Origin of the sequence: Rhizobium sp. LC145 (genome assembly GCF_001005825.1) — a bacterium.
In the GTDB taxonomy this organism is placed as follows: Bacteria; Pseudomonadota; Alphaproteobacteria; order Rhizobiales; family Rhizobiaceae; genus Neorhizobium.
Genome location: NZ_LBHV01000016.1, coordinates 44646 through 66634, shown reverse-complemented (window position 1 = coordinate 66634; position 21989 = coordinate 44646). Strand labels below are relative to the sequence as shown.

Sequence of the window (21989 nt, the reverse complement as noted above, 5' to 3'; positions counted from 1 at the left end):
TCCCATCAGGTGACGCTGCGGCAGCTTCGGGCGGCTATCTGACGGAACAGTCCGATACCCAGATCAGCGCCAATGACTATATCGGCAAGGCGGTCTACAACCCGAACAACGAAAGCATCGGTGACGTGAATGACCTGATCATCGAAGAAGATGGCGGCGTGGTCGCTGCCGTGGTCGGCGTCGGCGGCTTCCTTGGGATAGGCGAAAAAGATGTCGCCGTTCCGATGGACAAGATCACCATGTCACGCGACGCCGAGAACAATCAGGTACGCCTGACGACCAGCGAAACCGCGGAAGCCCTGCAGGCAGCGCCGGAATTCATGACGCTGGAAGACCAGCGCGCGGCCCAGGACGCGACCACTACGTCCTCGACCACCGGCGGCACCACGACCCCGGCACCGAAGAACTGATATTCGGAACGGAACAGGCTTTCCGGATGATCCGGTCACCAACAAGGGCGGCGCCACGGCGCCGCCCTTTCTCCTACAGAAGCGAACAGAAACGCAGGGCGTCGTAGATGGCCGCGTGAATGTTGCGGCTGGCGACAGCATCCCCGATACGGACCAGATCGAAGCCTGCGTCGGGCTGCTTGACGGGGAGCGGAGGCTTGCGCGTGATCAACGCCTGATAATCCACCGCACCCAGATTTCTCGAAAGCGGCTTTAGAGCAAGATAAAGATCGGCATTGGCCATCGTGCCGTGCTCGACCACCACCTGCGCCACCCGCCGTTCCGCCACGGCATCCCTCGAAAAATCCGATCCGAGCACGGCCACCAGCGCATTTCCCTCGCGCCGGACGGATTTGAGACGGGTGTTGATCGTCACCCGCACGTCTTTTTCAGCAAAGAGCTTCGCATAGGGCACATGGTTCATGCCGCCCATTTCCGGCGCGAAGAAGCGCTCAGGGGACACGAGTTCGAGTTCCGCCCCCGTTTCGGCGATCACTTCCGCAGCGCTCATGCCGGGATGGCCGCCATTGTCGTCGAAGAGCAGCACAGGGCCTGCGGGTTTCGCCGTTCCGGCCAGGATATCCCAGCTCGAGGTCACCAGGTCCTCGCCCGCCTCCAGTTCCGGCGCCTGCGCGATGCCGCCGGTCGCCACCACCACGAGGTCCGGCCCGAGCGAAAGCACGTCGTCAGCTTCGGCATAGACGCCGTAACGCAACTCCACGCCGAGCCGCTCCAGCTCGGCAAGCCGCCAGTCGACGATGCCGATCATCTCCTTACGGCGCGGATTGCGGACAAGCAGATTGATTTGCCCGCCGGCCTCTCCCGTCGCCTCCAGCACGATGACGCGATGGCCCCGCTCGGCCAGAACGCGCGCCGCTTCCAACCCGGCCGGGCCGGCACCGACCACCACCGCGCTGCGACAGTGCCCGGCCTTGCCGATCTCATGCGAGAGCTCCGTCTCGCGGCCGGTCGCGGCATTGTGGATGCAGAGAGCTTCTCCGCCCTCGTAGATGCGGTCGAGGCAGTAGGTCGCTCCGACGCAGGGACGGATGCGGGCTTCCTCGCCCGCCGCCACCTTTCGCGCGATATGCGGATCGGCCATATGGGCGCGCGTCATGCCCACCATGTCGAGCCTGCCGGTGGCGATCGCATGACGGGCGGTCGCAATATCGGCGATGCGTGCGGCATGGAATACCGGGAACTTCGTCGTTTCGCGAACCTCACCCGCGAAATCCAGATGCGGCGCCGAGCGCATGCCCTGGATGGGAATGACATCGGCGAGCGCCGCGTCATGATCGATATGGCCGCGGATGACGTTGAGGAAATCGATCCCGCCGGAGCCTGCCAGCCGCCGGGCGATTTCCACGCCCTCCTCGCGCGAGAAGCCCTTTTCCCAATCCTCGTCGGCCGCCATGCGGATACCGACGATGAAATCCGGGCCGACCGCCTTGCGCACCGCCTCGATCACCATCGTCGAGAAACGCATTCGGTTGTCGAGCGATCCGCCGAACTCGTCATCGCGGTGGTTGGTGGCGGGAGACCAGAACTGATCCATCAGATGGCCGTAAGCCTCGAACTCGATGCCATCCAGGCCCGCCGCCTGCATGCGGGCCGCCGCATCGGCATAGTCGGAGACGATCCGCTCGACATCCCAGTCTTCGATCTCCTTGGGAAAGGCGCGGTGGGCGGGTTCGCGGATCGGCGAAGGCGCCAGCACGGGCAGCCAGTCGCCCTTGTTCCAGCCGGTGCGCCGGCCGAGATGGGTGAGCTGGATCATCACGGCCGCGCCATGCTCATGACAGTCGTCGGCAAGCCGCTTCAGCCAAGGAACGATCTCGTCGCGATAGGCATGCAGGTTGCCGAAAGCGGGCGGGCTGTCGGCGGAGACCACGGCCGATCCAGCCGTCATGGTGAGCGCGATGCCGCCCTTGGCTTTCTCCACATGGTAGAGGCGATAGCGGTCGGTGGGCATGCCGTCTTCGGAATAGGCCGGCTCATGCGCGGTCGACATCAGCCGGTTTCTGAGAGTCAGGTGTTTCAGGCGGAAGGGCTGCAGCAGGGGATCGTTGGACAAGGACATCGCTTCGAACGCCGAAAGGTGGACATTCCAGCATCATCGCCAACTCGCCGCAAGATGGCGACGGTCACCAGCGCCGCTTAATGTCCAGCAAGCGGCGCTTTCCCCGAAAAAGGATAGCCGTCTTGCGTCAGACACGCTCGCCGAAGACCACGTCGCGGTAGTGATCGTGGAGATAGCGCAGCGTGGCGGCGCCCTCGGCCGGCTTACCGTAATAGTAGCCCTGCCCCATGCCGCAGCCGAGCGCCTTGAGCTTTTCCGCATCGCCCTTCTGTTCGATGCCCTCGGCCACCACTTCCAGATCAAGCCCCTCGCACATGGCGACGATCGCCTTGACGATATGCTCGGAAGCTCGGTCGGTGGTGATGCGAGAGACGAAGGCGCGGTCGATCTTGACCTTGTCGAAGGTGAAATCCCTGAGCCGCCCGAGGCTCGACTGGCCCGTTCCGAAATCGTCGAGGGCGATGCGCACGCCCGCCCTGCGCAGATCGGTGATGATCCGATGCGCGGTATCGGCAGACGTCATCACGGCCGTCTCGGTGATCTCCAGCTCCAATCGCGCGGGATCGAGGCCGACCCGGCCGAGCGTGGCGAGGATCGCTTCCGTCGTTCCCGTATCCATGAGTTGGGCGGAGGAGAGATTGAAGGACAGGAAGAGTTCACGCGGCCAGGACAGCGCGGCCTCGGCGGCCTTGCGCAGCAAGGTTTCGGAAAGCGCGTCGATGAAGCCGCGTTCCTCGGCAAGCGGCACGAAGACGCCGGGCGAGACGAAGCCGAGATCGGGATCAATCCAGCGGGCCAGCGCCTCGAATCCCACCACTCCGCCATCGCGAAGGCGCACGATCGGCTGGAAATGCGCCTCGACGGCATCGGCGATAACCGCCGTGCGGAGCGCCTGTTCGAGTTGCGTCGCACGCTTCATCTCCTGCGCGATCTCGCGGGAATAGACGGTGATCTGGCCCCGGCCGCGGCGCTTGGAGCGATAGAGCGCGGTTTCGGCGCTTTTCAGCAGTTCCTCGAAATCCGCGCCCGCGAAAGGATAGATGGAGAAGCCGAAGGAGGCGGAGAGCCGGACGTTGCGATCACCGAGATCGTAGGGAGCGGAGAGGACATCCTTCATCATCTGGCCTATGCGCTCGGCACCCGTGCGCTCGAAGACGAGCGGCAGGACGAAGGCGAATTCGTCGCCGTCGTGGCGGGTCACGGTGGCGCCGTCCGGCATGCAGGCCTTCAGGCGGTGGGCGACCTGGCAGAGGATCTCGTCGCCGGCCTCGGCCCCGAAGAGATCGTTGATCGGCTTGAACCCGTCGAGATTGGCGATGCAGATGGTGAAAGGCGCGGGGTCGTCGGCCCGTTCGGCCGCAAGCAGGCGCACCTTGTCGCGCAGGCGGTACCGGTTGCCGAGGCCCGTCAGCGGGTCGCTGTAGGCCATCGCCTGCAGCTCATTCTGACTGACCTGCGGCAATGGATTGCTCGCCGACTTCATACCCAATTCCGCCATGCTCCCTAATTCGGGCAAGGATGCGAGAGAAAGATTAAAAAATTCATAGCCCTGACGGATTCGCGCATTCGTAACCAGACCGCAAATCGCCGACAGTCGCCGCACCTACAAGTGGGTTTGAAGCTTTCGCATCTCGCCGTTCAGATGCGTCTGGAAAACCGCCTCCAGCGCCTCGGGGCTGATCGGCTTCAGGATCACGCCGTCCATGCCGGCAGCAAGGCAGGCCTCGCGATCCCGATCGAAAGCCTGGGGGAGAACGCCGATGATCGGCGTTGCCGGAAGACCGCCTTCAAGCGCGCGGATTTCCCGCGCCGCCTCGAAACCGTTACGCTTTGGCAGAGTAATGTCCATGAGCACGACGCGGGGCCTGTGCTCCTGCCAGAGGCGGACCGCGGCCTCGCCATCGGCGGCAAGGACGTAGCGATAGCCCAAGCCCTCGAGGATTTGCGAGAAGACGATCTGGTTGACCTCGTTGTCCTCTGCGACGAGGACGTCGATCCCCTCGTAGACCACCGGCATGGCGCAGACCTGCCAATCGATATCGTCCGCGGCGGTTTCATCCCGCAGCTTTCGCAGCACCGAGGCGGCCAGATCATCCGCCGCAGAGCGGCCGTCGAGCACCAGAACCGGTATGCCGTACTGATCCGCAAGCCCCAGGCAACGGACATCCATCTCGGCATCGGCAATGACGAGGTCTATGTCGATCGCCGCCTCATGCGCCATGCGAAGGAACAGGTCGAGCTCTTCGGGGCTCGTCACGGAAGAAGTATCTAGGCCAAGGCCCGCAAGCGTCTCGAGCGCCGCGGCTTCCGTGGTGCTGGCGGAGGTAACGACGAGAACGCGGCGACCGTCCGCCCCTTCGAGCACGATGTCTGCGGCGTTTCCATCCTGCCGTTCAACCCCGCCTATGCCGGAGGAGATCGGCCCCACTCCGTCCGGCCACGAGGTGACGCCTTGCGTCTGCGGATCGAGATTGTCGAGGGCGGTCACATCCTCCAGCACGCTGACGACATGGTAGCGGCCGGGTTTTCCGATGCGGAACTTGCGAACGACGATGACCGATTCCGTCCCGTCCGCATGGATGACGCCTTCAAGCATCGTGGAGGGATTGCCGGTTTCGAGAACCTGCCGGTTCACGCCGTCCAGGCGCTCGGCGAATGCGTCGGGATGGATTTCCTGGATCGTTCTGCCGAGAATGGCATCCGCCGGACGATCGAAGGAGCGGCAGATCGCCTTGTTGACGGCGACGTAGTGGAAAGTGTGGTCCTGCACGCAGAGGGGAAAGGGGAGATTATCGAGGATTTCCTCGGTAATCTGCACGCGGTCGAGATCGGCCCGCCACTGTTCCTCGCGCTTCTTATGTTCGGAAACGTCCCTGACGACGCAGATGCCGTAGCCGGAGGGAAGCCGGCGCCTGCTATAGCTCACCCAGCGATCGGTGCCCCGCTGCTCCACGGCCTCGGCACGCTCCTTCCAGAGGGTGGCGATCTGCTTGGCGATCCAATCCTCCCGGCTCATCATCCGGCGGGAGCCATGACCGTCGCTCGATAAGCGTCCTCCGCCATCATAAACTGCGCCGAGAAAATCGCGCAGCCGCGTGCCGGGAGCGAGGAATTTTCTGGAAACGGGCAGAAGTCCGAGAAGTTGCTGGCTGGCGAAAACGATCAGATCGTTCCTGTCGTAGACAAGCACGGCGCCCGAGATCGCCTCGGAGATCGCCTCCAGCATCGCAGTCTGAATGTTCGCGTCGCCGGACGCCAAATCATCCATCGGACGGACTCCCCGTATGCTATTTCGAACCCTATTCAGGACACGGCTGTTCACCTGCCGATCGATACCTCTCGGCATTTCATTCGCTACCTTCGGGGTCGTGTGGGACATGCTGGGGACCGGCCTGGTGGCAACCGGCTGACCGATCCGTTCGTGGCGGCGTCCAGCCGGCCGCCACATCGGTCATGAAAGGAGAGTGGAGGGTTCTCCCAAATTTCTTCGATATTTCAATCCCTGAACTAATTAGAGGCTTTATCTTAAGGCGGGATTAATGGGGAGCCACGAGAGGAATGAAGGAGCGGCCCTTCCCATCCTCCGCCGAATCCGGGAAAATGCGGCATGTCCGTAAAACAACTGCCAGAAACCCTCATCAACCAGATCGCCGCCGGAGAGGTCATCGAACGGCCGGCCAGCGCCGCCAAGGAGCTGGTCGAAAACGCCATCGATGCCGGCGCGACGCGGATCGAGATCGCCACCGCCGCAGGAGGCAAGAGCCTCATGCGCATTACCGACAACGGTTCCGGCATGGATGCCGCCGACCTCGACCTTGCCATCAGACGGCATTGCACCTCGAAGATTTCGGAAACTCTCGACGATATCAGGACCCTCGGCTTCCGTGGCGAGGCGCTGCCTTCGATCGGCTCGGTCGCCAAGCTCTCGATCACCAGCCGCCGGGCGGGAGATGCGGAAGGCGCGCAGGTTTCGGTCGTCGGCGGCAAGACGACCGGCGTGAGGCCCGCGCCGGCAAATCCCGGCACGGTGGTGGAGGTGCGCGACATTTTCTTCGCCACCCCGGCCCGGCTGAAATTCCTGAAAACGGAAAAGGCGGAGGCGGGCGCCATCACCGAAGTGGTGAAGCGTATGGCGATCGCCTTCCCGAAAGTCCGCTTCGTGCTTTCGGGCTCCGACCGTTCCACGCTGGAATTCCCCTCGACCGGAGACGACCATCTCGCCCGCATGGCGCAGGTTCTGGGCGCCGAGTTCAAGGACAATGCGGTCGAGATCGATGCGATGCGGGAAGACGTGGCGCTTACCGGATTTGCCGGCGTGCCGACCTTCAACCGGGGCAATTCGGCGCATCAATATGCCTTCGTCAACGGCCGTCCGGTGCAGGACAAGCTGATCCTTTCCGCCATTCGCGGAGCTTATGCGGAAAGCATTCCCTCCGGGCGCTATCCCATCGCGGTGCTGTCGCTCACCCTCGATCCGGCGCTGGTGGACGTCAACGTGCATCCGGCCAAGGCCGACGTGCGCTTCCGCGATCCGGGGCTCGTGCGCGGGCTGATTGTCGGGGCGATCCGCGAGGCCATGGCGCGGGAAGGAGACCGGGCCGCCACGACCGGCACGGCCGGCATGATGCGCGCCTTCCGCCCCGGTTTTTCGCCGCAGGCCCCCGCGCCGAGAGCGCCCTGGACGCCTGCCGCATCGCCCTACCGGCCCGATGGCTACCAGCCGCAGGATTGGGGACAGCCGGAATTTCACCCGGCCACGCGGTTCGAGGAACGGGCGCAGGCGAATTTCGATATCCTGACAATGCCCACCGCACGCGCCGATATTCCGCCCGAGCAAAGCGTCGCTCAGGCAGCCGCAGCGCCCGATGCAGCACGCTACCGGCTGGGTGCTCCACGGGCGCAGATCCACGAAAACTATATCGTCGCCCAGACCGAGGACGGGCTGGTGATCGTCGATCAGCATGCCGCTCACGAGCGACTGGTTTTCGAGGCGATGCGCAAGGCGCTCGACGCCAAGCGGCTGGCGAGCCAGGTGCTGCTGATCCCGGAAATCATCGATCTGCCGGAAGAGGATTGCGACCGGCTGATGGCGCATGCGGCCGAACTCGACCGCTTCGGGCTTTCGATCGAGCGCTTCGGCCCCGGCGCGGTCGCCGTGCGCGAAACGCCGGCCATGCTCGGCGAGGTGGATGCGGCTTCCCTCGTCCGCGACCTTGCCGACGAGATCGCGGAATGGAACACGGCGGGCGGGCTGAAAAGCAAGCTCGAACATGTCGCAGCCACCATGGCTTGCCATGGCTCGGTGCGTTCTGGCCGGCGGTTGAAGCCGGAGGAGATGAATGCGCTGTTGCGCGAAATGGAAGCGACGCCCGGCTCCGGCACCTGCAATCACGGCCGCCCGACCTATATCGAACTCAAGCTCGCCGATATCGAGCGCCTGTTCGGCAGAAGCTGAAAACCTCTTTCAATCGGAAGTATATCGGGGTAGACGATCCCCATGTTTTTCCGCAGGAGACGACAGATGAACCGTTTCGAGGGAAGCGGACACCGCGAAGCAAGAATCCGGTATCTCGACGGCGACTACCAGATTCTGACGGCCGGCTCCTATGTCGTATGCGCCATGACGGGCAATCATATTCCTCTGGACGAACTGCGCTACTGGAGCGTCGCCCGGCAGGAAGCCTATGTCGACGCGGCTGCCTCCTTCGAGGCCGAAAAGCGCGCCGGCGCCTTGCCGAACCAGAGCCGCAACTAAAGCTTTTCCCTCAACCGCCGTTCGCGGCAATTGGCGATCGCCGCATCGATGATCTTGCCGGGCGCCTGCGGATCGTCGAAGGTCATCTCGACTTCGACCACATGCGCTCTTTTCGCCAGCTCCTCCGCCGGCCCATGATGGCCGGCAAGCCGCACCGCATCCTTGGCCGTCGTCACCAGAAGAAGGTTTTCCTTCTCCGCATCGGCGATGAGGTCGCTGATCTCGTCCTCGCTGAAATAGTGGTGATCCGGAAAGGAACGGCGCGCCGCGATTTGGCCGCCGAGCGACTCCACCGTGCGATAGAATTTCTCGGGATCGGCAATACCCGCGAAGGCGAGAACCGGGCGCCCTTCGAGCGCATTGTCGCCTCGCGGCTTCAACGAAGCTACATAGATAGGCTTGCCGGCGCGGGAAGCCTGACGCACCAACGCATCCGCCGCATTTCCCGAGCCGACCTTCAGCAGGGCGGAAAGCTGGCGCATCTGCTCGGGGATCGGCGCGCGCACCGGCCCGCCCGGAACAAGATGCCCGTTGCCGACGCCGCGAACCGTATCGATGACCACCAGCGCGAAATCGAGCACGAGCCTGGCGCTCTGGAAACCATCGTCCATGATGATGAGATCGACGCCTTCGGCCACGAGCTTGTGCGCCCCTTCCACCCGCCGGCGGGAAATGACGGTCAACGCCTCGCGGGCCAGCAACAGGGCCTCGTCTCCCACCTCTTCGGCGCGATGATGCCCGGCCTCCACAATGGTCGTCCCGTCGAGCGAGCCGCCATAACCGCGGGTGAGGAAACCGGGCTTCAACCCCTTTTCCACCGCTGCGCGGGCAAGCGCGATCGCCGTCGGGGTCTTGCCGGCGCCGCCGACAGTGAAATTGCCGACACAGATGACGGGCACCATCACGCCGGCGCGGCTCGCCTTCGCCATGCGGCGACCGGCGATAACCCCATAGAGATAGGAGAAGGGAGAGAGCCCCCAGGCACGCCAATCGGCTTTGTTCCACCAGAATGGCGGCGCTTCCGAAACCATACAAACTCTCCGACAGCACCGGAATGAAGCGGTGCCAAGACGGCTTTTTGCCCGAAAGGCAAGTCCGCCGCAACCGGTCAGGCGAAGGGCCGTTCCGGCAACAGCGTTTCGAGAACGGTGATGTCCTCCAGGCAGAGGTCGGCCGCGGCCTCGAGCGTCTCGCGCGATCCGGTGCCGGTGAGCACCGCCACCCTCACGCCCGCGCCGGCCTTTTCGCCCATGTGCATGTCATGATTGTTGTCGCCGACCATGGCCACCTTTGACGGATCGAGCCCCGTCGCGGCGCAGAAACCGAGCAGCATGCCGGGCTCCGGCTTGACGCCGAACCCGCTATCATAGCCCGCGACGAAATCCACATGCTCGGCGAAGCCGAAGCGGCGGGCCGTCTCCAGGATCGAGCGCTCGTTATCGCTGGAGGCGACGCCGAGCTTCAGGCCGCGCGCCTTCAACCGGGCGAAAAAACCGGCAAGGTCGGTCACCGGCACGGAGAATTCCGCAGCCCGCAGAAAGAGCGCGTCGAGCTCGCGCGTCAGCTCCCCGACATCAAGCGGAGAGCCGGCGGCCACAAAACCGGCGGCGATCTCGGCGGCATTGCCCGCGGCAAGCAGGCTGTCGGCCCTGGTATGGCCCGAAACCGGGTCCATGCCGGCGAGGAAGAGAAGCTGCGGCTCGATTTCCGCGTTTCCGGCCGCGGCAATGCGGGCCGCCTCGCGGTTCACCGGTCCCCAGCTTTCGTCGTAGCGAAGCAAGGTGCCGTCCTTGTCGAAGAGGATGCCCGCAATCCCGGACAGGTCTACCGGCTTCATTGAGCGGCTGCACTTCTCGGCTGCAGGCGCGCCGTCACCGTCAGCGGGTTGATATAGGGCTCCAGCGCCTTGACGGTGGCGGAAAGGGCGCCGCGCATCTCCTCCATCGCCTCCTGCCCGGCATCGACCATCTTGCGACGGGCGAGATCGTTGGAGAGAAGATAGTGCACTGCCTTGGCCAGCATCTCGACATCGCGCACCATGCGGGCGCCGCCCTTGCGGATCAGATGCTGGTAAGCATCGCGGAAATTCTGGACATGGCTGCCGGAAAGCACGGCGCAGCCGAGCATGGCGGGCTCCAGCGGGTTCTGCCCGCCCTCCCCGGTCAACGATTTGCCGACGAAGGCGACCTCGGTCAGGCGCAGGTAGAGACCCATTTCACCGATCGTATCGCCGAGGAATACGTCGGTCTCTTCCGTAATCTTGTCGTTGCGGGACCGGCGGGCGACCCAGAGCCCCTGCGCCTGCAGCATGGTCTCGATCTCGTCGCAACGCTCCGGATGCCGGGGCACGATGATGGTGAGCTGGCCGTTCTTCGATTTCAGCGCCCGGTGGATCGTGGCGGCCGCCTTTTCCTCTCCCTCGAAGGTGGAGATCGCGGCCCAGGTCCTGCGGCTGCCGATTTCTCCCCGGTAGCGCTCCAGAAGCGCTTCGTCGCAGGGCGGCGGATCGGTATCGCTCTTCAGGTTTCCGGAAACGATCACCGGCCATGCGCCGAGATCGCGATAGTGCTCGGCATCGAGATCGGATTGGGCAACCACCAGTGCCATCTTCTCGAACAGCGTCTCGGCGATCTTTCCGTTATTGCGCCAACGCTCGAAGGATCGGTCAGACATGCGGGCATTGACGCGAATCTGGGGAATGTGACGCCGCGCCAACTCGTCCATCGTCATCGGCCAGATTTCCGATTCAGCCGTGATGCAGATATCCGGCTGCCAATAGCGCAGGAAGCGTGTGACCGGAAACTTCAGGTCGAGCGGCACATACTGGTGGATGACCTCGCCGGAAAGCCGGGAATTCACGAGTCCCGTCGAGGTAACCGTTCCGGTGGTCAGGAGGACGTGGATCTCGCGCCGACGCAGTTCGCGGATCAGCGGAATGACCGCCATCGTCTCGCCGACGCTTGCCGCATGCACCCAGGCGAGGGGCCCGCGCGGACGCGGCAGGCTGGCATAGCCAAGACGCTCCAGCTTGCGGGAGCGGTCTTCCTTGCCCTTGAGGGCGCGATAGGTGAGATAGGGTCCGGCAAACGGATAGGCAGCGATACCGGCAATCCGGTATCCGGCTAGAGCGACACGCGCCAAACCCCTGCTCACCGCGCCCGCCTCCAGTATTCGGCCGCCGCCGCCCAATGTGATAAACCCTCTGATTAAATAGTCCTAAACGAGTTTCTTCTCTTTTACAAATGCGTCAAAAAAGGGTCTCCGGCACCGGCTGGAGGTTTATCCACCGCTTAGACAAACTTGTTCGGAACAGATCTTTCGTCAGGCCGATTTCGTTTCCGGATCGAGCAGGCGATGCATGTGAACGATGAAGTAACGCATGTGCGCGTTGTCGACGGTCTGTTGCGCCTTGGCGCGCCATGCCACAAGGGCGCTGGCGTAATCCGGGTAGATCCCGACGATATCGAGACCGGACAGATCCTTGAACTGAACGCCTTCGAGGCTCTCCAGCTCGCCACCGAAAACCAGATGCAGAAGTTGCTTTTTCTCGCTCGTTTCCGTCATTTTCCGTTACCGTCCATTAACAGTCCCCCCGAGCCCTCCTCTGCGGCATTCCTCCGGAAAGGTCAACCAAAAGAACGCGTGAGCACGGCGCCGCAATGACGACTTCCGGAGCCGTTCACGGCACGAGATGCCGCATCAGGCGGTCGAGCGCATGTTCGGCGCCGGCGCAAAGCATGCCGTGGGTGACGCCCTCACGATTATAGACGAGCGGCCGGCCGTCGAGATCGACCAGGCGGCCGCCCGCTCTCTCCAGGATCAGGTCGGCTGCGACGAGGTCCCAGTCATGAGAGTTGCGGCGCACGATCGTACCGTCGATCCGGCCTTCCGCCACCATGGCCAGGCGATAGGCAAGCGAGGGCACGTGGCGGATACGGTGAATCTGCTGGCGAACGTCCCCTTCCAGCTTCTTCACCATCTCTTCGGCGGCGGCGATCGAAAGCGGTTCCCCGCTCCTCGGCTCGGAAACGGCGATGGGTTCGCCGTTCTTCAGCGCCGGCCCGTTCTTGAGGGCTGAAAACTCCTCCTCCAGCGCCGGAGCGACCAGGACGCCCGCCACCGGCCGGCCCTTGTGGACGACAGCCACGGAAACGCACCAGGTCTTCTCGCCGTTGATGAAGGCGCGGGTTCCGTCGATCGGGTCGATCACGAACAGCGTTTCGCAGGAAAGCCTGGCGGCATCGTCATCGGTCTCTTCCGAAAGCCAGCCGTAGTTCGGCCGAGCCTTCAGAAGCACGCTCTGGAGGCGGTCGTTGGCGGCGAAATCGGCGGCGCTGACCGGCGAGCGGCCTTCGTTCTTCCACCAGACTTCCGGAGACTGGCCGAAAAAACCGAACGCAATCTCGCCCGCCTGCCGGGCCGCATCGCAGATCAGCTCGAGATCGTCCTGCCAGTTCTCTTTCACAACGTCCATCAGCGGCCAGCCAGCGTCATGCCCTCGATCGCAAGCGTCGGAGAGGCGACGCCGAACTTCCGGTCGATATCATCGGCCGGCGTGATGCGCATGAACATGTCCTTGAGATTGGAGGCGATGGTGACCCCCGATACCGGATAGGCGAGCTCGCCGTTCTCGATCCAGAAACCGGTGGCGCCGCGGCTGTATTCGCCGGTGATCATGTTGACGCCCTGGCCGATCAGTTCGGTCACGTAGAAGCCCGTCCCGACCGAGCGGATCAGGTCTTCCGGGCCGATATCGCCGGGCTCCAGCGCCAGATTGGTGGAGGCAGGCGTAACGCTGCTGCCGCCGCGCACCCCGCGCCCGTTGGTGGGCAGCCCAAGTTCGCGGCCGGTCGAGGTGGAAAGGAACCAGTGCTTGAGGACGCCGTCCTCGATCATCGCCATGCGCTTGCCCGAAACGCCTTCACCATCGAAAGGCCGGGAGGACGCGCCGCGCACGACCAGCGGGTCATCGGTGATATTGAGCCCCGCCTTCAATATCTGCTGGCCCATCCTGTCGCGCAGGAAGCTCGTCTTGCGGGCGACGGCGGCGCCATTGATAGCCCCGGCGATATGGCCGACCAACCCACGGGCGACGCGAGGATCGAAGACGACGGTGACATTGCTACCGGTGTTCACCTGGCGCGGGTTGAGCCGCTTGACGGCGCGATCGCCGGCGCGGCGGCCGATCTCCTTCGGATCGTCCAACTCCGCCGCATAAAGGCGGCTATCGAAATCGTAATCCCGCTCCATCTTCGTGCCCTCGCCGGCAATGACGCTGACGGAACGGCTGAAACGGGTCGCCATGTAGCTGCCGGAAAAACCGTGCGAGGTGACGAGGACCATGCCACCCATGCCGGCGGAAGCGCCGGCGCCGGAAGAATTCGTCACCCCCGGCACGTCGCGCGCCGCCTGTTCGGCCTCGAGCGCGGCCTGCCGCAGGGCATCGGTCGGAACCTCCGTGCCGTCGAAAAGGTCGAGATCGGGATAGGTGCGGGCCAGGTCCTTCTCGTCCGCCAGGCAGGCGAATGGGTCTTCCGGCGAAACTCTGGCCATGGCCACCGCGCGCTCGGCCAGCGTCTTCATGTCGAAACCGGGATTGGCGGAAACGCTCGCAACCTTCCCGCCGACGAAGACCCTCAGCGCGAAGTCGTCGCTCTCGGATGCTTCCGTGCCCTCCACCTTGCCGAGCCGCACGGAGACCGAGCGCGAGCGCGAGCGCACCACGACCGCATCCGCCTGATCGGCGCCGGCGGCCCTGGCAAGATCTATGAGTTCACCGGCGCGGGAAAGCAGGGAGGCGGAATCGATTTCGGAGGTCATGATTGTGCCTTTCATTCACGCTCCATTTATTGTGCACTACAAGAAGCATCAAGGGCGGCGTTCCGATTCTCTCGGAGCCGCACGCCATCCCACGATCTCGAAAGTAACCCCGCATGACCGCGCCCGGCTCTCTGTTTTCGCAAATGCTCCTCCTGCTTGCGGGAGCGGTTGTGGCCGCGCCGATTTTCCGAAAGCTGGGGCTCGGCACCGTGCTTGGCTATCTCGCCACCGGCGTCATCATCGGGCCGATCATGCAGCAGATCACGGAAGCCGAGGAAGTGCTGCATTTCGCCGAGTTCGGCGTCGTCTTCCTGCTCTTCATCATCGGGCTGGAACTGAAGCCCTCGCGGCTCTGGCAGATGCGCGGCGACGTCTTCGGGCTCGGACCGGCGCAGGTCGTGATCACCGGGGTTGCGCTCAGCGCTCTCGGCTATTTCTTAAACCTTGCGGATTGGCGCGGCAGCCTCATCATCGGCTTCGGCCTGGCGCTTTCCTCCACAGCGTTTGCGCTGCAGATCCTCAACGACGATGGGGAGATGAACAGCCGCTACGGGCAGCGCGCCTTTTCCGTGCTGCTTTTCCAGGACCTCGCCATCGTGCCGCTGCTGGCGCTGATCACCATCCTCACCCCCGGTTCGGAGGGAGCGGCTGCCTCGCCGCTCAAGGATTTCACGATCGCCGTGGCGGCCGTCGGCGCCATGGTCTTCGCCGGCCGCTACATACTGACGCCGATGTTCCAGATCATCGCCCGCACCGGCGCGCGCGAGGTCATGATCGCCGCGGCCCTGCTCGTGGTGCTCGGATCGGCCGCGGCCATGCAGGCGGTCGGGCTTTCCATGGCGATGGGCGCGTTCCTTTCCGGCGTGATGCTGGCCGAATCCTCCTACCGGCACGAGCTGGAGGCGGATATCGAGCCGTTCCGCGGCCTTTTGCTGGCGCTCTTCTTCATGGCGGTCGGCCTTTCGCTGGAACTTGAGGTCATTCTCGACAACCTCTTCTTCATTCTGCCGGCCGTCCCGGCATTCATGATCGTCAAGGCGGCCGTCGTCTATGCGCTCAGCCGACTGTGGGGCTCGCCGCACAACGATGCCATCCGCATCGCCTTCCTGCTGCCGCAGGGCGGCGAATTCGGCTTCGTGCTGTTCACCACGGCGACCGCCGCCGGCCTGTTCTCCTCCGCAACCGCCTCCCTGCTGATCGCCAGCGTCACGCTTTCCATGGCGCTGACGCCGCTCGGGGCTGCACTTTCCCGACGCCTTCTCTCTGGCGAGAACCGCGAGGAGCTGGAAGAGGATTTCGACGGCGCAGGCGCCGACGTGCTGATGATCGGCTTCTCGCGTTTCGGCCAGATCGCCGCGCAGATTCTGCTTGCCGGCGGCAGCGAGGTGACCGTCATCGACGATTCGGCCGACCGCATCCGTCAGGCGGCGAGTTTCGGCTTCCGCATCTATTTCGGTGACGGGACGCGACGGGATGTCCTGATCGCCTCCGGCATCGAACGGGCGAAGATCGTGGCGGTCTGCACCCAAAAACGGGAGACCACCGACCAAATCGTCGATCTCATCCGCTCGGAATTCCCCGATGTCCGGCTCTTCATCCGCTCCTACGACCGCATTCACTCGCTTTCGCTACGCGACCGCAATGTCGAATACGAACTGCGCGAGACGCTGGAATCGGGTCTCCTTTTCGGCCGCCGCACGCTGGAAGGGCTCGGCATGAGCGAGAACGAAGCCTATGAAATCGGTGAGGATATTCGCCGGCGCGACGAGGAGCGGCTGCAGATCCAGGCGGTCCAGGGGCTCGGCGCCGGGCAGGAAATGCTGCTGAACAGGCCCGTACGCCCCGAGCCGCTCATCAAGCCGAAGCGCACGGTCGCCCTCGACGAACCCGAAGCCGAGCCGGAGCCGGCGGCGAGCGTCTAACCCACGCCTTCCTGCGCCGGGCCGCTGCGCTCGACCATCGCGACGATCGTTCCGGAAAGCTCCTCCTTCGCCTGCTCGGCGGTGATTTCTCCGGTTGCCGCAGCATTGGAGAGAGCATCGGCCGCGCCGAGCATCGCCCACAGCCCTGCGGAGGAAACGAGCCCGTTCCTGGCGAACGGCGCAAGCTGGGCGCGGCACTTTTCCATGAAAACCAATTGGTATTCGCGCTTGATCCTTTCGAGCTCCGGAGAGCTCGCCAGGGCCGCAACGATGCCCGGTATCTCGCGCCCCTGTTCAAGCACGCATTCCACATAGGACGAAGCGATCACCCCCGCGCGGTCGGCAAGCGTCGGCTTGCTCGCTCGAAGCGCCTCGTCGATGATCGCCGTCTGACGCCGGTCGAACTCCTTGTAGAGCTCCACCAGAAGCCGGGGCCGCGTATCGAAGTGATCGTAGACGACCGGCTTTGCGACCCCCGCCTGTTCCGCCAGTCGTCCCAGCGTCAACGCCTCCGTCCCCTCCTCCCGGATGATCCGCCAGGCGGTTTCGATCAATTGGCGGCGTCTGGCCTCGCGCGACAGGCGCTGGCGCGGATGGGTGGCGGGTTTCATTTCCATGCTTGACATCGGCTATATACCAAAAGTAACTTACTAAAAGTATATAACGTTATCCCGTTAACCGCAACCACTTACCGGAGCCTTGAAATGCACGCTCTCGTCGTCGTCGCCCATCCCGACCCCAAATCGCTCACCCACAACGTCGCCACCCACATCGCCAATGGTGTTCTCGCCTCCGACCCTGCGCATACGGTGGAGATCGCCGATCTTGCCGGCGAAGGCTTCGATCCGAGATTCACCGCCAACGATCATGCCGTACACTTAAGACAGGCACAGCAGGCGACCGATGTTCTCGCCGAACAGGCGAGGATCGATCGCGCCGATGCGCTGGTACTCGTCTATCCCGTATACTGGTGGTCCATGCCGGGACTGCTGAAGGGATGGATCGACCGCGTGTTCTCCAATGGCTGGGCCTATGACGAAGGTCCGGACCTGCCGACGGTGAGGAAGCTCAGCCATCTTCCCGTTCATCTCGTGGCGATCGGCGGCGCCGACATGCGGACCTATGCCCGCCATGGCTATTTCGGGGCGATGAGAACACAGATCGATCACGGCATATTCGGCTATTGCGGTGCGCCCGTCCTCACCTCCGAACTGCTCGTCGGCGAGCCTGACTTCAATCTGGAAACCGCCCGCGCCATAGGCGGCAAGCTCTTCAGCACATCCCGGCAGTCCGCAGCCGCATGATGCGGACCTGGGCTACCCGTCCGCCATCGTGTGAAGCGCGTCGACGGCGCGCTTCAGCTCGTCCTTCACATCTTCCGATTCATCGAGAATTTCCCGCGCCCTGAAGAAATCGAGGACGCGGAAGCGGTTCACGGCGGGGCGAAGGAATATCTGCGGCGGGCGCAGCTTCAGCTTCAGCGCGATGCTTGCCTGCATGGTGAGCTGGCTTGCGCCGAAGAGGCTGTCTATGCGGTTCGGAGGATGCGTGCCGTCGCCTTCCGGCGCGCCGACGACATCGACGGCGATCACCACATCGGCGAGTTCCATCAGGTGCTCGTAGGGAACCGGATTGAAGACGCCGCCATCGATCATGATGCGGCCATTGACCCTGACCGGCATGAACAGCCCCGGAATGGCCGCCGAGGCCGAGATCGCCGTGCGCAGATCGCCCTGCTCCAGCACCACTTCCGCCTGCCCGTAATAATCGGTGGCAGATATCTTCATCGGGATCACGAGATCGCGGAAATCCCTCGGCACTTGCGGCGGCAGAAAGGCATCCAGGATGAGTTCGAGGTTGAACTGGCCGAAGCGGAAGCCGCCGAGTTTGTCGCGCATGGAGGCCGGACCGAGGCTCCAGAGCCGGTTGAGGAGCATGCCGCGCTCCCCCACCGTCTGCAGCGTGTAATCGCGGATATCCCGTCCGGTCATGCCGGCCGCCATGCCCGCGCCCATGATCGCACCGATGGAAGAGCCGGAAATCGCGACCGGGCGGATGCCGAGTTCGTCCAGCGCCTCGATGACCTGGATATGCGAGATGCCTCGCGCTCCGCCGCCGCCGAGTGCCACGGCGAAGGTCAGTCCGCCATGGCGCGTATCTTTTTCGAGATCGGGAAGAGCAAGCCTTGTCGTCATCCCGAAGCTCCGTCAGCCCGGCTGGTAGCGGTAGAATTCGACGCGGGTATCGCCGAAGATGCGGCTTTCCAGCGGCTTGAACACCGGATCGACCGAAAGCTCCGCATCGGCGCGCTCCTCCAGGATTACAAGCGCGCCCGGCACCAGCCAGCCGCCCGCATGGGCCGCAAGCAGAGCGCCTTCACCCAATCCCTGACCATAGGGCGGATCGGCGAAGAGGAAATGGAAGGGCTCCATCGTGCCGATCGGCCCGAGCTTGGTTGCATCCCGCCTCAGGATGCGGGTGCGGCCATGCAGGCCGAAGCTGTCGATGTTCTCCCACAGAAGTCCCCTGCCCTCGACGCCGTTTTCGACGAAGAGCGCAAGCCGACAGCCGCGCGACAGCGCTTCCAGGCCGACCGCGCCGGTGCCCGCGAAGAGGTCGAGCGCCCGCGTGCCTTCCAGCGCCTCCGGATAGACATGGCTGATGATATTAAAAAGGCTTTCGCGCGTCCGGTCGATGGTTGGCCGGATGGCGTTGGATTTGGGAGTAGCCAGAGCCCGGCCACGAAACTCACCGCCGACGATCCGCACTTTCCGCTACCCCCTCGGTCCCTTGGGTTTGCCGCCTGTTCTGCCACCGGGGCGCGCTCCACCGGAAGGCCTGCCGCCCGGCTTTCCGCCGAAGGATTTGCCCCCGCCGGGCTTGCCCCCGAACGACTTACCCCCGCTCGGCTTGCCACGTCCGCCCGAAGGCTTGTCTCCGGAGCTCTTGCCGCCGGCGGGCTTGCCGCGCGGCTTGTCCCCAAAAGGTCTATCCCCGAAAGGCTTGTCTCCACGCGGCTTATCACCGAACGGCTTTTCGCCGCGCGGGCGCTCGGAGCGACCCTCGCTTCGGAAGGATTTCTCACCGCGCGTGCGGTCACCCTCTTCACGAGGCTTGCGATCAAAACGGGGCTTGTCGCCGAAGGAGCGCTCGCCACGCGGCGGGCGGTCACCGCGATCCGGGCGGTCACCGAAGGAACGCTTGCGGTCGAAATCGCGGCCTTCCTCCTCGCGCGGACGGCGCACCGGTGCTTCCGCGCGAATCCAATCGCTGTCGTCCTCGGCGCGGTTGACCACCACGCGACGTTCGCTTTGGGGCTTCGGCTTGTCAAACAGCCGTTCTGCCTCGGCGCGGGCGGAGGTTTTCTGAGCCTTGCCGTCGGCAGTCGGGCGCGCGCCCGGCGCCATCCACACATTGGTGGTGCGGCTCGTTCCCATCGGCGGGCGCTTCTTCGGGCGGTCGTCGCCGAAGTCGCGGTCATTACCCCTGGCGCCGCCCTTGCCGCGCGGCTTGTCGGCGAATTTGCGATCCCCGCGCTTGGTATCCAGGCGGCCCAAAGCCTTTTCGCGCCGATCTGCCGATCCCTCACCGCGGGGGCGCTCACCACGCGGGCGCTCGGAGCGTTCCGGCCTTTCGGCCCTCTCCGGCCGGGTCTCGCGGGCCGGCTTTTCGTCCTCCGGACCCTTCTGATTGTAGATCGGCGCCTCGAAATTAGCCTTGGCCTCTTCGATCAGGCGGGGACCGAGCTGTTCGCGCAGCGTGCGTCCGCGCACCTCCAGGACCTCGCCTTCCGGCAAGTCACCGAGCTGGAAGGGGCCGTAGGAGATGCGGATCAGGCGGTTCACTTCCAGCCCGAGCGCGCCCAGGACGTTCTTGATCTCGCGGTTCTTGCCTTCGCGAAGCCCCATGGTCATCCAGACATTGCGGCCCTGCTGGCGGTCGAGCGTCGCCTCGATCGATCCGTAGAGAACGCCTTCGACGGCGATGCCTTCCTTCAGCTTGTCCAGCGCCTCCTGGTCGACCTCACCATGGGCGCGGACGCGATAGCGCCGCAGCCAGCCGGTGGTCGGCAATTCGAGCACCCGCGACAGCCCGCCGTCATTGGTGAGCAGGAGCAGGCCTTCGGTGTTGATGTCGAGCCGGCCGATCGACAGTACGCGCGGCAGGTCTTCCGGCAGATTGTCGAAGACCGTGGGACGGCCTTCCGGATCGGAATTGGTGGTCACGAGGCCGGCCGGCTTGTGATAGAGCCAGAGCCGCGTGCGCTCGATGCCCCGGATCGGCTGATCGTCCACCTCGATCTTGTCTTCGAGCGTGACATTGACGACCGGCGTCTCGAGCAGCTTGCCGTTGAGCTTCACGCGGCCTTCCATGATCATCCGCTCGACATCGCGGCGGGAAGCGATGCCGGCCCGGGCGAGAATCTTGGAAATCCGCTCGGGCTTCCCTTCCTCCACGGCAGCGGATGCGACGACCGCCGGCCTGCGGGCGGGCTTTTCGGGCGCGGTCTTCTCGGGCGCGGTCTTGGCGGCCTTGAAATCGGGCCGCTTCTTTCCGGCGGCACCGGGTTTCGCTCCCGAGCGGGGTTTGCTTTCGCGATCGAAGGGCTTGCCTGCGCCGCGCTTCGGCTTGTCTTTGAACGTCATTTGTTGTTTGCCTGAAGCGAGATGTCGGACGGAATCATTTCCGGACATTCATGTTCGTGTTGATTTAACGGGCGGGGCCTGCTTCATCCATCGGGCTGGAACCCACTGGATGCATGCCTGCGACCGGCTCGAATTGGATTGCTTCCTACCAGTTCGCGTCATCCGGGTTAAGAGGAAATTGCCGAATGGGCAAAACGAACGGGTTCATGGACGAGGCTCTGGCCGAGGCGCGGCTTGCCGCGGAGCGCGGCGAGGTGCCGGTCGGCGCGGTCATCGTGCTCGACGGCAAGGTCGTCGCCCGCGCCGGAAACCGCACCCGCGCCGAAAACGACATTACCGCCCATGCGGAAATGGTGGCGATCCGGCATGCCTGCGAAACACTCGGGCAGGAGCGGCTTGCCGGCGCCGACCTCTACGTGACATTGGAGCCCTGCACCATGTGCGCGGCGGCAATCTCGTTCGCCCGCATCCGCCGTCTCTATTACGGCGCCGAAGACCCGAAGGGCGGCGCGGTCGACAACGGGGTGCGGTTCTATGCCCAACCCACCTGCCACCACGTGCCGGAGGTCTATTCAGGTCTGGGCGAAACGGAAGCAGCCGGCCTCCTGACCGGCTTCTTCAAGGCGAAACGCTGAAAAGCCGCGCGGATTACTGGAAAGGCTTCCACCAGCTCGAGGTCTTGGCCGTTTCCTCGGCCTCCTTCTTGCGGCGGCGCTCCTTCTGCAGCTCAGGCTCGCCCACGTCCTGAAGGTTGGCCGCATCGGCGGCACGGTATTCCGTCGGCGGATCGCTGAGGCTGCGGCGCGGGGCGCTGAGGTTCACCGTCTCGGCATTCTGCCTCGCCTGCCGGAAGGCTTCCCACTTTTGCGATTCCGTCATCTGCCCGGCCTGCCCCCTGCCGGCGAGCAGCGGCGAGCGGTAACGGGGATTGTTCTCGTTCTCGGTCGCTTCCTGGCGCAGGCGCTCGCGCGTCTCCTCCGGCGATTCGACCCAGTTGGGATTGTTCTCGCGGCCGGCGAGCGACTGCTGCGGCGACGGCAAGGTCTGGTTCTGCTGTTCCTTGGTGGCGACCACCAGCGAGGGGCGCGGATTGTACTTCACGCTGCGGCGCTTGTCGTCGTTACCGCCCACGGAGACCGCCGAACCCAGGTCGTCGGCCAATTGCTCCATGGCCGTCTTGTCCGTTCCATAGGTGGGGCTGCCCATGCAACCCGAAAGGGTCAACGTCGCGGCAAGAATGCCAGCCACGCCCATGCCGGCACGAAACGCATGTGTCGTCTTCATGAAAACCCTTCCACCAACAGGCACCCGTCCATG

At 64.2% G+C, this 21989-nt stretch carries 19 protein-coding genes and 1 pseudogene; 6 read left to right on the top strand and 14 right to left on the bottom strand.

All coding sequences use genetic code 11. The features are described from left to right. Positions 1-410 (top strand): PRC-barrel domain-containing protein (locus tag YH62_RS27170; protein WP_046797447.1); only part of this gene is annotated, 410 nt, incomplete at its 5' end. 73 nt (positions 411-483) lie between these two features. On the opposite strand, the gene YH62_RS27165 is transcribed toward YH62_RS27170, so the two are convergent. From YH62_RS27165 to YH62_RS27155, 3 genes are all read right to left on the bottom strand, one after another. Then, positions 484-2529 carry an NADH:flavin oxidoreductase gene (locus tag YH62_RS27165; protein WP_046797446.1) on the bottom strand — a complete coding sequence of 682 codons (2046 nt, stop codon included), beginning with the start codon at positions 2527-2529 and terminating at the stop codon, positions 484-486. A gap of 127 nt (positions 2530-2656) precedes the next feature. Beyond that, positions 2657-4012: an EAL domain-containing protein gene (locus YH62_RS27160; RefSeq protein WP_046797445.1), complete on the bottom strand. Its 1356-nt coding sequence runs from the start codon at positions 4010-4012 to the stop codon at positions 2657-2659. A 120-nt stretch (positions 4013-4132) separates the two neighbouring features. Continuing rightward, positions 4133-5797 (bottom strand): response regulator, encoded by a 1665-nt coding sequence (locus YH62_RS27155; protein ID WP_046797444.1) that lies wholly within the window; start codon positions 5795-5797, stop codon positions 4133-4135. 339 nt (positions 5798-6136) lie between these two features. Between YH62_RS27155 and mutL the strand changes: the two genes are divergently transcribed. Then, positions 6137-7984, top strand: coding sequence for a DNA mismatch repair endonuclease MutL (mutL, locus tag YH62_RS27150; RefSeq protein ID WP_046797443.1), 1848 nt, complete (start codon positions 6137-6139; stop codon positions 7982-7984). Between the two features lie 66 nt (positions 7985-8050). Then, positions 8051-8284 (top strand): DUF2093 domain-containing protein, encoded by a 234-nt coding sequence (locus tag YH62_RS27145; RefSeq protein ID WP_046797442.1) that lies wholly within the window; start codon positions 8051-8053, stop codon positions 8282-8284. Here the strand turns inward: YH62_RS27145 and lpxK are convergent. The 6 genes from lpxK to YH62_RS27115 all read right to left on the bottom strand — a co-directional run bounded on the left by lpxK (position 8281) and on the right by YH62_RS27115 (position 14104). After that, positions 8281-9315, bottom strand: coding sequence for a tetraacyldisaccharide 4'-kinase (gene lpxK / locus YH62_RS27140; RefSeq protein ID WP_046797441.1), 1035 nt, complete (start codon positions 9313-9315; stop codon positions 8281-8283). The two genes, YH62_RS27145 and lpxK, sit on opposite strands and share 4 nt — an antisense overlap. 77 nt (positions 9316-9392) lie before the next feature. Continuing rightward, a complete protein-coding gene (locus YH62_RS27135) occupies positions 9393-10121 on the bottom strand; it encodes an HAD family hydrolase (protein ID WP_046797440.1) in 729 nt (242 codons plus the stop codon). Then, complete coding sequence (gene waaA, locus YH62_RS27130; RefSeq protein ID WP_046797458.1) at positions 10118-11437, bottom strand: lipid IV(A) 3-deoxy-D-manno-octulosonic acid transferase; 1320 nt, start codon at positions 11435-11437, stop codon at positions 10118-10120. Before waaA ends, YH62_RS27135 begins: the two co-directional genes overlap by 4 nt. A gap of 168 nt (positions 11438-11605) precedes the next feature. Then, positions 11606-11848 (bottom strand): DUF4170 domain-containing protein, encoded by a 243-nt coding sequence (locus YH62_RS27125; protein ID WP_046797439.1) that lies wholly within the window; start codon positions 11846-11848, stop codon positions 11606-11608. Positions 11849-11963: 115 nt separating this feature from the next. Next, positions 11964-12761, bottom strand: coding sequence for a 3'(2'),5'-bisphosphate nucleotidase CysQ (locus YH62_RS27120; RefSeq protein ID WP_170986385.1), 798 nt, complete (start codon positions 12759-12761; stop codon positions 11964-11966). Continuing rightward, positions 12758-14104, bottom strand: a complete 1347-nt coding sequence (locus tag YH62_RS27115) for a TldD/PmbA family protein (protein WP_046797457.1) — start codon at positions 14102-14104, stop codon at positions 12758-12760. The genes YH62_RS27120 and YH62_RS27115 overlap by 4 nt, the downstream gene beginning before the upstream one ends. A 113-nt stretch (positions 14105-14217) precedes the next feature. On the opposite strand from YH62_RS27115, the gene YH62_RS27110 reads away from it, so the two are divergent. Then, on the top strand, positions 14218-16026 hold the full coding sequence (locus YH62_RS27110; protein WP_046797437.1) for a monovalent cation:proton antiporter-2 (CPA2) family protein: 1809 nt from the start codon (positions 14218-14220) through the stop codon (positions 16024-16026). Here the strand turns inward: YH62_RS27110 and YH62_RS27105 are convergent. Continuing rightward, positions 16023-16652: a TetR/AcrR family transcriptional regulator gene (locus YH62_RS27105; RefSeq protein WP_046797436.1), complete on the bottom strand. Its 630-nt coding sequence runs from the start codon at positions 16650-16652 to the stop codon at positions 16023-16025. The two genes, YH62_RS27110 and YH62_RS27105, sit on opposite strands and share 4 nt — an antisense overlap. Before the next feature lie 78 nt (positions 16653-16730). Here YH62_RS27105 and YH62_RS27100 point away from each other — a divergent pair, with 78 nt between their 5' ends. Next, positions 16731-17330: an NAD(P)H-dependent oxidoreductase gene (locus YH62_RS27100; RefSeq protein WP_046797435.1), complete on the top strand. Its 600-nt coding sequence runs from the start codon at positions 16731-16733 to the stop codon at positions 17328-17330. A gap of 12 nt (positions 17331-17342) precedes the next feature. Here the strand turns inward: YH62_RS27100 and YH62_RS27095 are convergent, their stop codons facing one another. The 3 genes and pseudogenes from YH62_RS27095 to YH62_RS27085 form a co-directional block, all read right to left on the bottom strand. Further along, the gene (locus YH62_RS27095; protein WP_046797434.1) at positions 17343-18221 is read right to left on the bottom strand and encodes a patatin-like phospholipase family protein; all 879 of its coding nucleotides are present in this window, start codon (positions 18219-18221) and stop codon (positions 17343-17345) included. A 12-nt stretch (positions 18222-18233) separates the two neighbouring features. Continuing rightward, positions 18234-18794: a 16S rRNA (guanine(966)-N(2))-methyltransferase RsmD gene (gene rsmD, locus YH62_RS27090; protein WP_046797433.1), complete on the bottom strand. Its 561-nt coding sequence runs from the start codon at positions 18792-18794 to the stop codon at positions 18234-18236. Further along, positions 18775-20672, bottom strand: a pseudogene (locus YH62_RS27085) (pseudouridine synthase). The gene rsmD and the pseudogene YH62_RS27085 overlap by 20 nt, the downstream one beginning before the upstream one ends. 185 nt (positions 20673-20857) lie before the next feature. Here YH62_RS27085 and YH62_RS27080 point away from each other — a divergent pair. Continuing rightward, positions 20858-21307, top strand: a complete 450-nt coding sequence (locus YH62_RS27080) for a nucleoside deaminase (protein WP_046797431.1) — start codon at positions 20858-20860, stop codon at positions 21305-21307. 13 nt (positions 21308-21320) lie between these two features. Here the strand turns inward: YH62_RS27080 and YH62_RS27075 are convergent, their stop codons facing one another. Further along, entirely contained in the window at positions 21321-21956 is a 636-nt protein-coding gene (locus tag YH62_RS27075) for a hypothetical protein (protein ID WP_046797430.1), read from the bottom strand. Positions 21957-21989 lie beyond the last annotated feature (33 nt).

Coding starts and splice junctions, on each gene's coding strand:
- YH62_RS27165 (WP_046797446.1), bottom strand. CDS start 2,529: ATGTCCTTGTCCAACGATCCCCTGCTGCAGCCCTTCCGCCTGAAACAC.
- YH62_RS27160 (WP_046797445.1), bottom strand. CDS start 4,012: ATGAAGTCGGCGAGCAATCCATTGCCGCAGGTCAGTCAGAATGAGCTG.
- YH62_RS27155 (WP_046797444.1), bottom strand. CDS start 5,797: ATGGATGATTTGGCGTCCGGCGACGCGAACATTCAGACTGCGATGCTG.
- mutL (WP_046797443.1), top strand. CDS start 6,137: ATGTCCGTAAAACAACTGCCAGAAACCCTCATCAACCAGATCGCCGCC.
- YH62_RS27145 (WP_046797442.1), top strand. CDS start 8,051: ATGAACCGTTTCGAGGGAAGCGGACACCGCGAAGCAAGAATCCGGTAT.
- lpxK (WP_046797441.1), bottom strand. CDS start 9,315: ATGGTTTCGGAAGCGCCGCCATTCTGGTGGAACAAAGCCGATTGGCGT.
- YH62_RS27135 (WP_046797440.1), bottom strand. CDS start 10,121: ATGAAGCCGGTAGACCTGTCCGGGATTGCGGGCATCCTCTTCGACAAG.
- YH62_RS27125 (WP_046797439.1), bottom strand. CDS start 11,848: ATGACGGAAACGAGCGAGAAAAAGCAACTTCTGCATCTGGTTTTCGGT.
- YH62_RS27115 (WP_046797457.1), bottom strand. CDS start 14,104: ATGACCTCCGAAATCGATTCCGCCTCCCTGCTTTCCCGCGCCGGTGAA.
- YH62_RS27110 (WP_046797437.1), top strand. CDS start 14,218: ATGACCGCGCCCGGCTCTCTGTTTTCGCAAATGCTCCTCCTGCTTGCG.
- YH62_RS27105 (WP_046797436.1), bottom strand. CDS start 16,652: ATGTCAAGCATGGAAATGAAACCCGCCACCCATCCGCGCCAGCGCCTG.
- YH62_RS27100 (WP_046797435.1), top strand. CDS start 16,731: ATGCACGCTCTCGTCGTCGTCGCCCATCCCGACCCCAAATCGCTCACC.
- YH62_RS27095 (WP_046797434.1), bottom strand. CDS start 18,221: ATGACGACAAGGCTTGCTCTTCCCGATCTCGAAAAAGATACGCGCCAT.
- YH62_RS27080 (WP_046797431.1), top strand. CDS start 20,858: ATGGGCAAAACGAACGGGTTCATGGACGAGGCTCTGGCCGAGGCGCGG.
- YH62_RS27075 (WP_046797430.1), bottom strand. CDS start 21,956: ATGAAGACGACACATGCGTTTCGTGCCGGCATGGGCGTGGCTGGCATT.